14 protein-coding genes and 1 tRNA gene are annotated in these 12,814 nt (G+C 64.4%); 10 read left to right on the top strand and 5 right to left on the bottom strand.

The window, feature by feature from the left end:
- Positions 1-257: 257 nt before the first annotated feature.
- From AC1DSN_RS10725 to AC1DSN_RS10715, 3 genes are all read right to left on the bottom strand, one after another.
- Positions 258-1,646, bottom strand: coding sequence for a PhoH family protein (locus tag AC1DSN_RS10725; protein WP_063570387.1), 1,389 nt, complete (start codon positions 1,644-1,646; stop codon positions 258-260).
- An 81-nt stretch (positions 1,647-1,727) separates the two neighbouring features.
- Positions 1,728-2,189, bottom strand: a complete 462-nt coding sequence (locus tag AC1DSN_RS10720) for a peroxiredoxin (RefSeq protein WP_063570388.1) — start codon at positions 2,187-2,189, stop codon at positions 1,728-1,730.
- A gap of 23 nt (positions 2,190-2,212) precedes the next feature.
- Positions 2,213-2,788: an ACT domain-containing protein gene (locus AC1DSN_RS10715; RefSeq protein ID WP_063570389.1), complete on the bottom strand. Its 576-nt coding sequence runs from the start codon at positions 2,786-2,788 to the stop codon at positions 2,213-2,215.
- Positions 2,789-2,953: 165 nt separating this feature from the next.
- On the opposite strand from AC1DSN_RS10715, the gene dapA reads away from it, so the two are divergent.
- The 3 genes from dapA to AC1DSN_RS10700 all read left to right on the top strand — a co-directional run bounded on the left by dapA (position 2,954) and on the right by AC1DSN_RS10700 (position 5,593).
- Positions 2,954-3,847, top strand: coding sequence for a 4-hydroxy-tetrahydrodipicolinate synthase (gene dapA, locus AC1DSN_RS10710; protein ID WP_477296960.1), 894 nt, complete (start codon positions 2,954-2,956; stop codon positions 3,845-3,847).
- Positions 3,848-3,876: 29 nt separating this feature from the next.
- Positions 3,877-4,470: a hypothetical protein gene (locus AC1DSN_RS10705; protein ID WP_063570391.1), complete on the top strand. Its 594-nt coding sequence runs from the start codon at positions 3,877-3,879 to the stop codon at positions 4,468-4,470.
- A 313-nt stretch (positions 4,471-4,783) separates the two neighbouring features.
- A complete protein-coding gene (locus AC1DSN_RS10700) occupies positions 4,784-5,593 on the top strand; it encodes a hypothetical protein (protein WP_477296955.1) in 810 nt (269 codons plus the stop codon).
- Between the two features lie 19 nt (positions 5,594-5,612).
- Here the strand turns inward: AC1DSN_RS10700 and fdxA are convergent, their stop codons facing one another.
- Entirely contained in the window at positions 5,613-5,936 is a 324-nt protein-coding gene (gene fdxA / locus AC1DSN_RS10695; protein ID WP_159890442.1) for a ferredoxin FdxA, read from the bottom strand.
- Positions 5,937-5,965: 29 nt separating this feature from the next.
- Positions 5,966-6,041 (bottom strand) — tRNA-Glu (locus AC1DSN_RS10690).
- 144 nt (positions 6,042-6,185) lie between these two features.
- Between AC1DSN_RS10690 and pcnB the strand changes: the two genes are divergently transcribed.
- The 7 genes from pcnB to AC1DSN_RS10655 all read left to right on the top strand — a co-directional run.
- A complete protein-coding gene (gene pcnB / locus AC1DSN_RS10685; RefSeq protein WP_063570393.1) occupies positions 6,186-7,553 on the top strand; it encodes a polynucleotide adenylyltransferase PcnB in 1,368 nt (455 codons plus the stop codon).
- Entirely contained in the window at positions 7,553-8,035 is a 483-nt protein-coding gene (folK, locus tag AC1DSN_RS10680; protein WP_477297439.1) for a 2-amino-4-hydroxy-6-hydroxymethyldihydropteridine diphosphokinase, read from the top strand. The genes pcnB and folK overlap by 1 nt, the downstream gene beginning before the upstream one ends.
- 65 nt (positions 8,036-8,100) lie before the next feature.
- Positions 8,101-8,928, top strand: coding sequence for a 3-methyl-2-oxobutanoate hydroxymethyltransferase (gene panB / locus AC1DSN_RS10675; protein ID WP_477297436.1), 828 nt, complete (start codon positions 8,101-8,103; stop codon positions 8,926-8,928).
- Positions 8,929-8,938: 10 nt separating this feature from the next.
- On the top strand, positions 8,939-9,784 hold the full coding sequence (gene panC, locus AC1DSN_RS10670) for a pantoate--beta-alanine ligase (protein ID WP_477330640.1): 846 nt from the start codon (positions 8,939-8,941) through the stop codon (positions 9,782-9,784).
- 138 nt (positions 9,785-9,922) lie between these two features.
- Entirely contained in the window at positions 9,923-10,303 is a 381-nt protein-coding gene (gene panD / locus AC1DSN_RS10665) for an aspartate 1-decarboxylase (protein ID WP_046967327.1), read from the top strand.
- 182 nt (positions 10,304-10,485) lie between these two features.
- A complete protein-coding gene (pgi, locus tag AC1DSN_RS10660; RefSeq protein WP_477330638.1) occupies positions 10,486-12,120 on the top strand; it encodes a glucose-6-phosphate isomerase in 1,635 nt (544 codons plus the stop codon).
- Between the two features lie 202 nt (positions 12,121-12,322).
- Positions 12,323-12,814 (top strand): hypothetical protein (locus tag AC1DSN_RS10655; RefSeq protein ID WP_477330636.1); only part of this gene is annotated, 492 nt, incomplete at its 3' end.

Here is a 12,814-nt window from a genome sequence, read left to right as displayed (position 1 = left end):
GCTGAGGGCCGCTCAGTTCACATGGAATGCGAACGCGGTGCTACGGCCCGTCTCGAAGAGCCGCGCCTGCGGCCCCAAGGGCCTTGCCCCTCGCGGCTCTCCAGTGCAACCCGCGTCATAGGCGGTGACAGGCTTACGGCGTTACCGCTCCGTTGGCTTTCGCCGATGAATCGGCTCCTACATTAAGAGCATGAGCTCGCGCAGCGAGCTATCCGGTAAAAAAGCGCGGGCATCGCTACCCGCGCTTTTGCTGCTGCTTACAACGCTTCGGAAGCGAAATCGGCCAGTCTCGACCGCTCGCCGCGCTTGAGCGTGATGTGCCCCGAGTGGGCCCACATCTTGAAGCGGTCCACCGCGTAGGTGAGGCCCGATGTGGTCTCCGTCAGGTACGGCGTGTCGATCTGCTCGACGTTGCCCAGGCAGACGATCTTCGTGCCTGGGCCGGCGCGCGTGATCAGGGTCTTCATCTGCTTCGGCGTGAGGTTCTGGGCCTCGTCGATGATGAGATAGCGGCTGAGGAAGGTGCGGCCACGCATGAAGTTCAGCGAACGGATCTTCACGCGTGACGCGAGCAGGTCGTTGGTTGCCTGGCGCCCCCAGGAACCGCCTTCCTCCGGATTGGCGAGTACTTCGAGGTTATCCGTCAGGGCGCCCATCCACGGCGTCATTTTCTCCTCCTCGGTACCCGGCAGGAAGCCGATGTCTTCGCCGACCGAGACCGTGGCGCGGGTCATGATGATTTCGCGATAGCGCTGCTGGTCCATCACCTGGGCCAGGCCTGCCGCGAGCGCGAGCAGGGTCTTGCCGGTACCGGCCGTGCCCAGCAGGGTGACGAAGTCGACGTCGGGATCCATCAGTAGGTTCATCGCGAAATTCTGTTCGCGATTGCGCGCCGCGATGCCCCACACGCCGTGCGCGGCATGCGTGTGATCGTCGAGCAGGACGAGTTTTGCCTTGCGGTTCTCCTCATCGCCGCGAATTTCCAGTACGCGCAGCTCGACATCGTTCTCGCCGGGCATGTACAGGCATTCGTTGGCGTACCAGTTTTCTTCCTCGAGCATGTCCACTTCATAGAACGTGCGGCCACGCTCGTTCCAGGAACGCAGTTCCGGATGCCGTGTCCAGAAGTCTTCGGGGAGCTCGTCCGAGCCGGTAAAGAGCAGGGCGAAGTCATCCAGCGCGCGGTCGTTCTCGTAATCTTCGGCGGTGATGCCGTAGATCGACGCCTTGATCCGAAGGTTGATGTCCTTGGAGACGAGGATGACCGGCCGGTCGGGGTACTGGTCGCGTAGATCGATGACGGCGGCCAGGATCTGGTTGTCGGCCTTGCCGTTGCCGTGGCCCGTGCGCTGTTGGAAGAACAGCCGACCCACGGCACCACGCTTGAGCTTGATGCCCTGCGGGTTGATCAGTTCCACGCCGTTGCGGATGCCATCGCCGCCGCCGTGTTCGATCAGTTCATTGAGGAAACGGCTTACCTGGCGGCCGTTGCGCGAAACTTCCGAGCCGCCTTTCTTCTTGTCGTCCAGTTCCTCCAGCACCGTCATTGGTATGAAGACGTCGTGCTCCTCGAAGCGGAACAGCGATGTCGGGTCGTGCAGCAGCACGTTGGTGTCGAGGGCGTAGATGCGCTTGCTTCCGGTCATACGGAAGTGACCTCTTGCAGAGGTTGCAAAACCGGCCGCACGGCGACGGCCGGGGGGAGGAGCCGCATGACGCGGTATCCGTCACGCGGTGGGAACACTCTCGAGAACGGCTCGTGCGTGGCCGGGGATCTTGATCCCACGCCATTCCGCGGCGAGCTTGCCGTTGGGGTCGATCAGGAACGTGCTGCGGACCACGCCGAGATAGCGTTTGCCGTACAGCACCTTCTCATGGATGACATCGAAGGCCTGGCACCAGGCCTCGTCGGCATCGGAGACGAGCGGGAAGGGTAGTTCGTGTTTGGTCGCGAAGTTCGCATGCGAACGCACGGAGTCGCGGGACACGCCGATGACTTCGGCGTTTCGGGCCTGGAATTGTCCGTAGAGATCGCGGAAGTCCTTCGCCTCGTTCGTACAGCCTGGCGTGTTGTCCTTCGGGTAGAAGAAGACCACGACCCACTTGCCGTGGAGGGAGGCCAGCGACAGGCTCGTGCCATCGCCCAGCGCGCCTTCGAGTTTGGGTAGCTTCTTGCCCTTGCCGATCATGCGTAGGTTTGTCTTCCCTTGGGTCAGAACTTCACGGGGTCCATGATGGCGTCGAGATTGAGGCCATCGCACAACTCGAGGAAATCGTCGCGCAAGGCGGCGATATGCGTCTCCGACGGAATGCCGATGGTGATCTGCGCCTGGAACATTTCGGCGCCGGTCTGCATGGCCTGATAGCGCATGGAGGTGAGCTGCTCGACGCTGATGTCGCGGCGCGAGAAGAACTCGATGATCTTGACCAGGATGCCGGGCCGGTCGGCGGCGATCACTTCGACCAGGTAAGGCAATAGGTGCGAGGTGGGCTCCCGCGGCGTGGTGCGGTAATGGACAATCTGTAGCTCTTCGTCGCGGGCGAGCTTGCCCAGCGCCGTTTCCAGCTTGGCGACGGCGTCCCAGGCGCCGGAGGCGAGCAGCATCACGGAGGTGTCGTTGCCGATCGTGGAGACGCGGGCGTCGGCCATGTTGCAGCCGGAATCCGCGATGCGCTTGGCCAGCGCGAGGATCGGGGCGCGGTGTGCCGGCGACAGCGTCGAGATGAGGAGCTGGTTGTCGGTGGTGGTGCTGCGTACTGCGGAACGATTCAAGGCTCGACTACCGATGGCGCGACCCGCGGGGCGCAGGGCGTCGCTACGGGCCCGAGCTTACTTGGCCCCGTCGCACGCTAGCAAGACACTCCGCATGGAATGATGGGTGCACGCCCCGAATGGACTCGCCGCAGGTGCCCCGGTAACATGCGAACGGCTGGTAACTCAACGGGTTTCACCTTGGACATCTCCGGAAGTATCACCGCGCTGGCGACGCCGTTCGCCGACGACGGCTCCCTCGATCTAGACGCGTTCGGCCGACTGCTCGACCAGCAGATCGCCGGTGGCACCCAGGCTGTCGTGGTCGCCGGGTCCACGGGCGAGTCCCATTTTCTCGAGCACGACGAATTCGAGCGCCTGCTCGGCTTCGCCGTGAAGCACGTGAACCACCGCATTCCCGTCATCGCCGGCACCGGCGAGGCGGGTACCGCGAAAACCATTGCCACTACACGCCTCGCGAAGACCCTGGGTGCGGACGTGGCCCTGGTGGTCGCGCCGTTCTACGTTCGCCCGACCCAGGAAGGCATGCGCCGGCATTTCCTCGCCGTGGCGGATGAGGGCGGCCTGCCGGTCATCCTCTATAACGTGCCCCCGCGCACCGGCTGCGACATCGCGCCGGAGACCGTGGCGGTGCTGCGCGACCATCCGGGCATCATCGGCATCAAGGAAGCCCGGGGCGACGCCGAGCGCATTCGCGCCCTCGCGGAACTTATTCGTCCGGATTTCGTCTACCTCAGCGGCGACGACGGCTCGGCCCACCAGGCCATGCTGGCGGGCGCTGCCGGAACCATTTCGGTCGTGGCCAATCTCGTGCCTGAAGCCTTTCGCGCCTTCTGCGACGCCGCCCGTTCGGGCGACCCGGAGCGGGCCGCGAGGGAGACGGCACGGCTTGCCCCGCTGATCGAAGCGCTCAATTGCGCGCCGAACCCCATCCCGGTCAAGGCCGGTCTGGCTGCCCTGGGGCTCGGTTCGGCCGCTCCACGGCTGCCCCTGGTCGAGCTGGAAGCGGGCCCGGCGCTGGACAGGGTGCGCGAAACGCTCGCCGCTCTGGCACCATTGTCGTCCGCTGCCTGAAGCAACCCTATTCAACGGAACCCGAGTTCATGAAGAAAACCTCGTACGCGCTGGTCGTCCCGGCATTGATTCTTTCCGCCCTGCTGGTGTCCGGTTGCGGTGCGTTCCGCTCGAAGAAGGACTGGGATCGTGCCCAGCAGGAAGCTCCGCTCGAGATTCCGCCGGGCCTGGATACGCCGTCGACGAGCGCCGCCCTGGTGATTCCGGAAGTAGGCTCGGGTGCCGCGGCCGCCAATGCCGCTGCAACCAACGCCGCGCCGGTCTCCGACGGCTTCATCCTGGCTGACGATGTCGAGACCGCCTACAAGCGCATCGGCGAACAGCTGGCCCAGGGCGACCTGGGTAGCGTGATCTCGCACGACGACACCAACCATACCTACCAGATCGCCGCGAAGCCTGGCCGTCCGGAAGCCCGTCCGGGCCTGTTCCGCCGCATGTTCGGTGGTGGCAAGGACGCAAACCAGGACGCCAAGGACGCTCCGGCCTCGGCGCAGGGCGCGAGCCATACGGTCGTGCTGACCATCAATCCGAGCGGCACCGGCAGCGAAGTCCGTGCCCAGGGCGACGCCGATGGCGTCCGTCGCGTGGTCGACGCGCTGAAGTCGCGGATGGGCAGCAAGTAAGTTTTTTTCGCCAGATCCTGCGCATCGAGAACGCCGCCTTCGGGCGGCGTTTTCTTTTGGGCGTTCGAAGGTCGTGGCAACGATTTCCGAATATGTGCCTTGAAACCCTACAACCAATGGGGGATGGGCCTGGCTGCATGCGGGCGGGACACTAGCAGCCCGGCCAGGCGGGCCGGAAAAGTCGCACAAGGAGAGTGCTATGCGTGGTCGCGGACGTATTTTCAGGATGATGATCGTTGCCGTCGTATTGATCGGCGGGTGCACCACTGTTTCGCCGCCCCGGACCGTTCGGCCGGGTGCTCCGCCATCGACAATGGCGAGCCACGACGAGGAAGGCGCACTGGTCCGTGACCATCTGGCGGCGCGGTATGGGGAGTCATCAGTCAACTGCGGTGGGGCTTCGCAGCCCTCGTTCCTGTGCTCGGGCATTCTGCTTCGCGGCACCACTTACTCGACCGCCTACCATTCCTGGCATCCCAACCCGGGTAGCCCCAAGGGCGACGGCGTTTCCTTCTCGTTCCTTCGCCAGGATGCGAAGTACAACAAGCTGGCGTACGGGTATACGCACGGATTCATCGTGTACCCGGAGGTTTTTCGGCCCGGCGTGACGGTGGAGCTCGCCATCCTCTGCTCGTTTCCCATCGATGCCGACAGTGACGCCCGTTCCGAGAAGGGTTGCGGCGCAAATGCGGGGTATCCGACCGACAGCGGGCCCTGTCAACGTCAAGGCATCGCGACCGCAGCCCAGTGGCTTGCACACTACTGGGGCGGTCCTCCGGGAAACAATCCGCGTCAACGACAGTGCAGTTTCACCGTAGCAGAGGGCACGGCGAACTCGGCGGCCATGTTCACGGCGTCACTCGACGCGGAGAAGGGTCTCGGCGTCGAAACCTTCAACGTACAGAACGAGATCATCATCGACAGCTGGAAGAGTGCGCCGGACAAGGTTGGCGTCGAGGCGTTCTTCTATGCCACTGCGGCTGGGCTTGCCGACGGCCGGTCGGAACAGGCGGATTTCCAGAAGACGGTGGGTGCCTGGCGGCCGCTGATAAAGGTGAACCTGCCAACGACCCAGGCCGCCCAGGCCACGTTCGAATACCGACCCGCGGATCAAACGCCTTAAACGGGCGCCGTCCGCCGCATCAGCGCTCGAGCAGGTCGATCTTGCCCGGCTTGCCTTCCCATTCCTTGGCGTCCGGGAGGCCGTCCTTGCGCTCGGTAATGACCGGCCAGGCCTTGGCCAGCTCGGCATTGAGCGCGACGAACACTTCCTGACCCGCGGGGACGTCGTCCTCGGGGTAGATCGCGTTGATCGGGCATTCCGGCTCGCACAGGGTGCAGTCGATGCACTCGTCCGGATTGATCACCAGGAAGTTCGGGCCCTGGTGAAAGGCATCCACCGGGCAAACCTCGACGCAATCCGTGTACTTGCACTTGATGCAGTTGTCAGTGACGACAAAGGTCATGCGAAGAATGGGCGCCGAAAGAGGAAAAGTGGTGCTCCCTACGAGGTTCGAACTCGTGTTCCCGCCTTGAGAGGGCAGTGTCCTAGACCACTAGACGAAGGGAGCAGGTCGTACGTGGGGTACGAAGCGCGCTAGTATAGCGAAATCCCGGAGCCGGGCAACGGTTTTTTGCAGGCTCGTCGGCCGGGGTCTAATTCGTTACATTTCCCACTTGAAGGACGCCACCGCGCCCGCCAGGACCACGACCGCTTGAATCCCGAAACCAGGAATGAGGTTGCGCCGACGCTCAGCGTCATCCCGCGCGAACACCACTCCATTTCCCGCAAGAACATCAGCAAGGCCGCGCTGCGCGTCCTCTATCGTCTGCACGACGCGGGGTTCGCGGCCTACCTGGTCGGCGGTGCCGTGCGCGACCTCTTGCTAGGCGGTCACCCGAAAGACTTCGACGTGGCGACCAACGCCACCCCGGACGAGGTCAAGGGGCTGTTCCGCAATTGCCGCCTGATCGGCCGCCGCTTCCGGCTGGCCCACGTCGTCTTTGGGCCGGAGATCATCGAGGTGGCCACCTTCCGTGGCACGGGTGAGGACGGCACGGGGGGTGAGGGCGACCGCCACATCGTCGACGGCCGGATCGTTCGCGACAATATCTGGGGGACGATCGAGGAAGACGCCGTCCGCCGCGACTTCCGCGTCAACGCCCTTTATTACGACATCTCGGACTTCAGCGTGCGCGACTACGTCGGCGGCATGCAGGATCTCGAAGACAAGACCATGCGACTGATCGGTGACCCCGACCTGCGCTATCGCGAAGATCCCGTGCGCATGCTTCGCGCGGCGCGTCTCGCCGCCAAGCTGGGCTTCACCATCGACAAGGAAGCCCTGGCGCCGTTCGCCTCGCTGGGTCACCTGCTGGGCGAGGCCGCGCCGGCCCGATTGTTTGACGAGTCGCTGAAACTCTTCCTTGCCGGTCACGGCCTGAAGAGCTTCCGGATGCTCGAGGCCTGCGGCCTCCTGAAGTTCCTCTTTCCGGCCACCGCACGCGCGCTCGAGCGCGGCGACCAGGCGCTCCGTGCGCTGGTCGAGCAGGGCCTGGCCAATACCGATGCCCGTATCGCCGAAGGCAAGTCGGTCACCCCGGCCTTCCTCTATGCCGTACTGTTGTGGGGTGAGGTGCGTGATCAGGCGCACGGCTGGATTGCCCAGGGTTTCGACATCAATGAAGCCTGGCAGCGCGCTGCCGTGCACGTGGTGGGCGAGCAATGCCAGCGCGTCGCTATTCCGCGCCGCTTTACCTTCACGATGGAAGAAATCTGGTCGCTCCAGCCCCGCTTCGAGCAGATCCATCGCAAGCGTGTGTTCCGCCTGATGTCGCATCCGCGTTTCCGCGCGGCGTTCGACTTCCTCCTCCTGCGCGCGCACGAATCCGAGCGCATGCGCGAGCTTGGTGAATGGTGGGCGCACGCGCAGCAGTTGCCGCCGGAAATGCTCGCGGCAGCACTCGGTGGCGGTGGCGTTCCCGTGCACGAAACCACCGTTGCAGCCACGGCGCCTGCGCGCAAGCGCCGCCGCCGGCGCAAGCCCGGTGGTCGCGGCAAGGGCGATTCGGGCGGCGCGTGATCGTTCGTGCCCTGATCGGACTGGGCGGCAACCTGGGTGAAGTGCGCGAACGGCTCGATGCCGCGATCGCCGCCCTGGACGTGTTGCCCGGTGTGGCTGTCGTGGCGCGCTCGCGGTTCTACCGCACGGCCCCCTGGGGGCCCGTGGCGCAGCCCGACTTCATCAACGCGGCCATCACTGTCGAGACGAGTTTGCCGGCGCTGGAGCTTCTGGATGCCTTGTTGGCGACCGAGCGTGCCTTCGGTCGTATTCGCGATGGCGAGCGCTGGGGGCCGCGGACGCTGGACCTCGACCTGCTGGCCTACGGTGACGACGTGATCGACAACGAACGCCTGAGCGTGCCGCATCCGCGCATTGCCGAGCGCGCCTTCGTGCTGATGCCCCTGGCCGATATCGCCGCCAATGCGGAGTTGCCCGGTGTGGGGCGCGTAAGCGACCTGCTCGGGAAGATAGATACCCAAGGCTGCATACCGCTTTCGTGAGTCTTGGTTGAGCTAGCGCTCATCAAGGCGGACAATTCCCGTTTCACCCAACGAGGCGACACAGCGTGTACGTGGAAAAAACGAGCGCGCCGGCGCGAAAGCCGGTGACCGTGCCGGGTCTGAAGGCGATGAAAGCCGAAGGCCGGAAGATCGTGATGCTCACCGCCTACGACGCGAGTTTCGCTGCCCAACTGGAATCCGCCGGTGTCGACGTGGCTCTGGTCGGCGATTCGCTGGGCATGGTGGTGCAAGGACGTTCGAGCACCTTGCCGGTGACCGTCGACGAGATGGTCTATCACACCGCTGCGACGGCACGCGGCCTGTCGGCCACGCTGCTGGTCGCCGACCTGCCGTTCATGAGTGACCGCGACGCTCCCACGGCGATGGAAACCGCTGCGCGGCTGATCGGGCAGGGTGGCGCGGCCATGGTCAAGATCGAGGGCGCCGGTCGCATCTGCGAGGTCATCTCCGCGCTGGCCGAGCGTGATATCCCGGTGTGCAGCCACCTGGGCCTCACCCCCCAGTCGGTGAACAAGTTCGGTGGCTATAAGGTCCAGGGCAAGACCCAGGACGCCGCCGACAAGCTATTTGCCGATGCGAAGGCGGTCGAAGCCGCCGGTGCCGACCTGCTCGTTCTCGAATGCGTCCCCTCGGCGTTGGCGGCGCGCATCACGGCCGAGCTGTCCATCCCCGTCATCGGGATCGGGGCGGGTATCGACTGCGACGGCCAGGTGCTGGTCGTCTACGACCTGCTCGGCCTGACGCCGGGTAAACGACCGAAGTTTTCCAAGGATTTCCTCGCTGGACGCGATTCCATCCAGGCTGCCATTGGCGCCTACGTCGCGGACGTGCGTGAACAGCGCTTCCCCGGCGTCGAACACAGTTTCAGCTGAGGGTTCCACTATGCAGACCGTTACCGATGCCGCTGCACTTCGCGCCACTGTTCGCGGCTGGCGAAGTGCTGGCCTGAACGTCGGCTTCGTGCCGACCCTGGGCAACCTGCACGCCGGGCATTATTCCCTGCTGAAGCTGGCCCGTGCCCGGGCCGACCGTGTGATCGCCAGCGTCTTCGTCAATCCGACCCAATTCGGCCCGGGCGAGGACTATGAGCGCTATCCCCGCACCCTGGCCCAGGACCAGGCCGGGCTCGCCGAGGCGGAGTGCGACATCCTGTTCGCGCCGGAGGTCTCGACGCTTTATCCGTTCGGCGCGGCCTCCAGCGTGAGCATCCACGTGCCCGACCTGACCGAAACCCTGGAAGGTGCTCATCGTCCGGGTCATTTCGACGGCGTAGCCACCGTGGTTGCCAAGCTTTTCAGCCTGGTCCAGCCGGACCTCGCCGTGTTTGGCCAGAAGGACTTCCAGCAGCTCAAGGTGATCGAGCGGATGGTCCGGGACCTCTCCCTGCCGGTGAAGGTCATGTCGGGACCGACCCTGCGTGAAGAGGATGGCCTGGCCACGAGCTCACGCAACCAGTACCTCTCGCCCCAGGAACGGGCCCGCGCGCCGCAGATCTACTCGACGCTGCAGCAGACGCGTGAGCTCTTTCGCCAGGGGCATAACTGGCAGGCGCTGGAGCAGGCCGCCAAGGCCCGGCTGGAGCGCGCCGGCTTCGTGCCGGATTACCTGGCCATCCGCCGTGCCGAAGACCTCGCCGAGCCGGCTCCGGACGAGCGGGAAGGCCTGGTGGCGCTGGTTGCCGCCCGGTTGGGCGCGACCCGCCTGATCGACAACCTGCCTTTCGACTGAATCCCTTCACGAACGGGGACTTGCGTTTCCAGGCGCCGTCCCCCATAAAGCGCACCGACAGAGGAAGCCCATGCGACGGAGCGGGCAACCCTCCGTTAGAATGGGCGTTTTTGTAACCGCCAAACTCCAGAGACCGCCATGCACCTCAACATGCTCAAGTGCAAGATCCACCGGGCCACGGTGACTCACGCCGAGCTGAACTACGAAGGTTCGATCGCCATCGACGGCAACCTGCTCGATGCCGCGGGTATCCGCGAGTACGAGCAGATCCATGCCTGGAACATCAGCAACGGCGAACGCTTCGTCACGTACGCGCTGCGTGCGGAAGAGGGCTCGGGCATCATCTCCGTGAACGGTAGCGCCGCGCGCCGCGTGTCCACCGGCGACCTGGTGATCATCGCCGCCTTCGTCGGCCTGTCCGAGGCCGAGATGGCCAAGTACCAGCCGGACCTGGTCTACGTCGACGCGAACAACCGCATCACGCATACGAACCATTCGATTCCCAAGCAGGCGGCGTAAGCAGCCTGCGTTGTAGGAGCGGACTTGTCCGCGAACCCTCAGGCTTTCCCCGGCACCGAATGAGGCTTTGATCCTCATCGGTGCCGGCGGTCCGCTCCTACATCGTCTGATTTTTGCAATCCGCCTACGCTGCACTGCGGTAAGATCGGGATTCCCCTCTCCGTTGCCGCCAAGTGGAAGCCATGGAATCAAAGCACGACCGTCTGCCCTCCTTCGAGGAGCACGCCTCCCGTCTCGCCGCTACCAACCTCCGCGCGCTCGTCCAGGACGAAGCCCGCGGTGAGCGTCTGCGTCGACGCATGGGTCCGATCCTTCTCGACGCCTCCCGCCAGAAGCTCGACGTCGCCGCGCTCGATGCGGTTGGCGAGTACATCGAAAGCACCGGCTGGAAAGCCGCGCGCGATGCGATGTTCGAAGGCAAACACATCAACACCTCCGAAGACCGCGCCGTGCTGCACACCGCCTTGCGCGGTGGCGCATCGCGCAATCCGGCAGCACCGGCCGATGTCCGCAAGGAAGTCGCCGATGCGCTCGACAAGATGGAAACGCTCGTCAACGCCGTGCACAAGGGCGAAGGCGAGTCGGTCGGCCTGATCGGTCGGGTCACCGACGTCGTGAACATCGGCATCGGTGGTTCGGATCTGGGCCCGCGCCTGGCCGTGCATGCGCTCGAACAGTTCCACGTCGATGGCATCAAGAGCCACTTCCTCACCAACGTCGACGGCCAGGCCGCGACGGACCTGATGAAGGTACTGGATCCGGCGCGCACGCTGGTCATCCTGGTGTCCAAGAGCTTCAACACGCAGGAAACGCTGCTCAACGGCGGCGTGTTCCGCAACTGGATCCTCAAGGCCGAGGGCGGTGACGAGGCGAAGGCCTCGAAGCATTTCATCGCCGTGAGCTCCAACGACGAAGCCGTACACAAATGGGGTGCCTCGCAGGTACTTCCGATGTGGGACTACGTCGGCGGTCGTTATTCGCTGTGGTCGGCGGTGGGCGCATCCATTGCGTTCGCCATCGGCATGAAGGGCTTCCGCGACCTGCTCGCCGGCGCCGCCGRAACGGACGACCATTTCCGCAGTGCGGAATGGAAGGACAACCTTCCGGTACTGCTTGCCATCGCCGAGATCTGGAACCGCAACATCCTCGGTACCACCAGCCGTGCTGTGATTCCCTATGTGGATTCGCTCGTGGACCTGCCGTCCTACCTCCAGCAGTTGGAGATGGAAAGCCTCGGCAAGCATGTGCATCCGAGCGATGGCAGCGAAGTGAAGCAGGCGAGCGTCCCGGTGGTCTGGGGCAGCATCGGCACGAACGCGCAGCACGCTTATTTCCAGGCGCTGCACCAGGGCACCGATATCGTGCCGCTGGAGTTCATCGGTCTGGTCAAGCCGGCGCATCCGCTGCGCGAGAACCAGGACGTGCTGACGTCGAACCTGCTTGCGCAGGCGGCCGCGCTGTCACTGGGCAAGACGTACGAAGAAGCCCTGGCCGAAGCGAAGACAGGCACGGACGAAGAGCGTCATGCCCTCGCCGCGCAGCGCACGTTCAAGGGCGACCGCCCGAGCACCGTGTTCATGCTCGACTCGCTCACCCCGCATTCGCTGGGTGCGCTGATCGCGCTGTACGAACACAAGGTATTCCTGCTCGGTCACCTGTGGGGTATCAATGCGTTCGACCAGTGGGGCGTGGAGCTGGGCAAGGTCATCGCCAAGCAGATCTACCCCTCGCTGTCGAACGACAAGGACGCCGGTGATCTGTCGCAGTTCGACGGGGCAACGCGTGCGCTGATCACGGCGATTCGTTCGCGTCGTTGAGAGCATCGCCGTTGAAGCGCCTCCTAGAGGGAGCTGCCAGCGGATCCCTTCGGTGGCTGTAAATGAAAGGCCCGGCATTGCCGGGCCTTTCGTTTTTTTGTGCCGGAAATCCGCAGGTCTTCCCTACAACCGACGGACTATTGCGCCACCTCGATGGTCAGGCAACAGTAGCGACGAAAGTCACCATGGATGGAGACGCGTCATGACGACACGCCACGCGCGACCCTGGAAGGTCATTGCCCTTCTGCTTTTGGTAGCCGGCTGCGCAACCCACGCTCCGCGGATCACTACGCAGGGAGTGGCTCCGCAGGAAGACGGCGCTACCGTCGCGCAGCATCTGCAGCGACGCTACGACGAGAATATGTCGGCGTGCCAGCCGAGCTATACGCCGGCGGTGCTGTGCTCAGGCGTCCTCATGCGTGGAACGGTCTGGTCGACCGGCTACCACTCGTGGATTCCCAACCCTAACAATTCCGCCGGCGGCATTTCGTTCTCCTGGCTTCGGGAGGACTCGAACTTCGGCCTCTCCGCCTATCCCAATGGCTTCATCGTCTATCCGCATTTCTACTCGGATTCGTCCAACTACTACCCCTTGGTCGTGAACTGCGCGTATGTCATCAATGCCGGAACCAGTGGCCTGCCCGACAAGTGCCGGGTGCCGTGCCATGCGCAGGGCGTGCTCACGGCGGCGCGC

Source organism: Luteibacter sp. P4_D7_3 (assembly GCF_056401735.1).
The sequence above is the reverse complement of the archived record's forward strand: the minus strand, read 5'-3'. Positions and strand labels throughout refer to the sequence as shown.

What these genes read in the sequence shown, in the direction of transcription:
- AC1DSN_RS10725 (WP_063570387.1), bottom strand. Translation starts at nt 1,646, where the DNA reads ATGACCGGAAGCAAGCGCATCTACGCCCTCGACACCAACGTGCTGCTG.
- AC1DSN_RS10720 (WP_063570388.1), bottom strand. Translation starts at nt 2,189, where the DNA reads ATGATCGGCAAGGGCAAGAAGCTACCCAAACTCGAAGGCGCGCTGGGC.
- AC1DSN_RS10705 (WP_063570391.1), top strand. Translation starts at nt 3,877, where the DNA reads ATGAAGAAAACCTCGTACGCGCTGGTCGTCCCGGCATTGATTCTTTCC.
- AC1DSN_RS10700 (WP_477296955.1), top strand. Translation starts at nt 4,784, where the DNA reads ATGGCGAGCCACGACGAGGAAGGCGCACTGGTCCGTGACCATCTGGCG.
- fdxA (WP_159890442.1), bottom strand. Translation starts at nt 5,936, where the DNA reads ATGACCTTTGTCGTCACTGACAACTGCATCAAGTGCAAGTACACGGAT.
- panC (WP_477330640.1), top strand. Translation starts at nt 8,939, where the DNA reads ATGCAGACCGTTACCGATGCCGCTGCACTTCGCGCCACTGTTCGCGGC.
- panD (WP_046967327.1), top strand. Translation starts at nt 9,923, where the DNA reads ATGCACCTCAACATGCTCAAGTGCAAGATCCACCGGGCCACGGTGACT.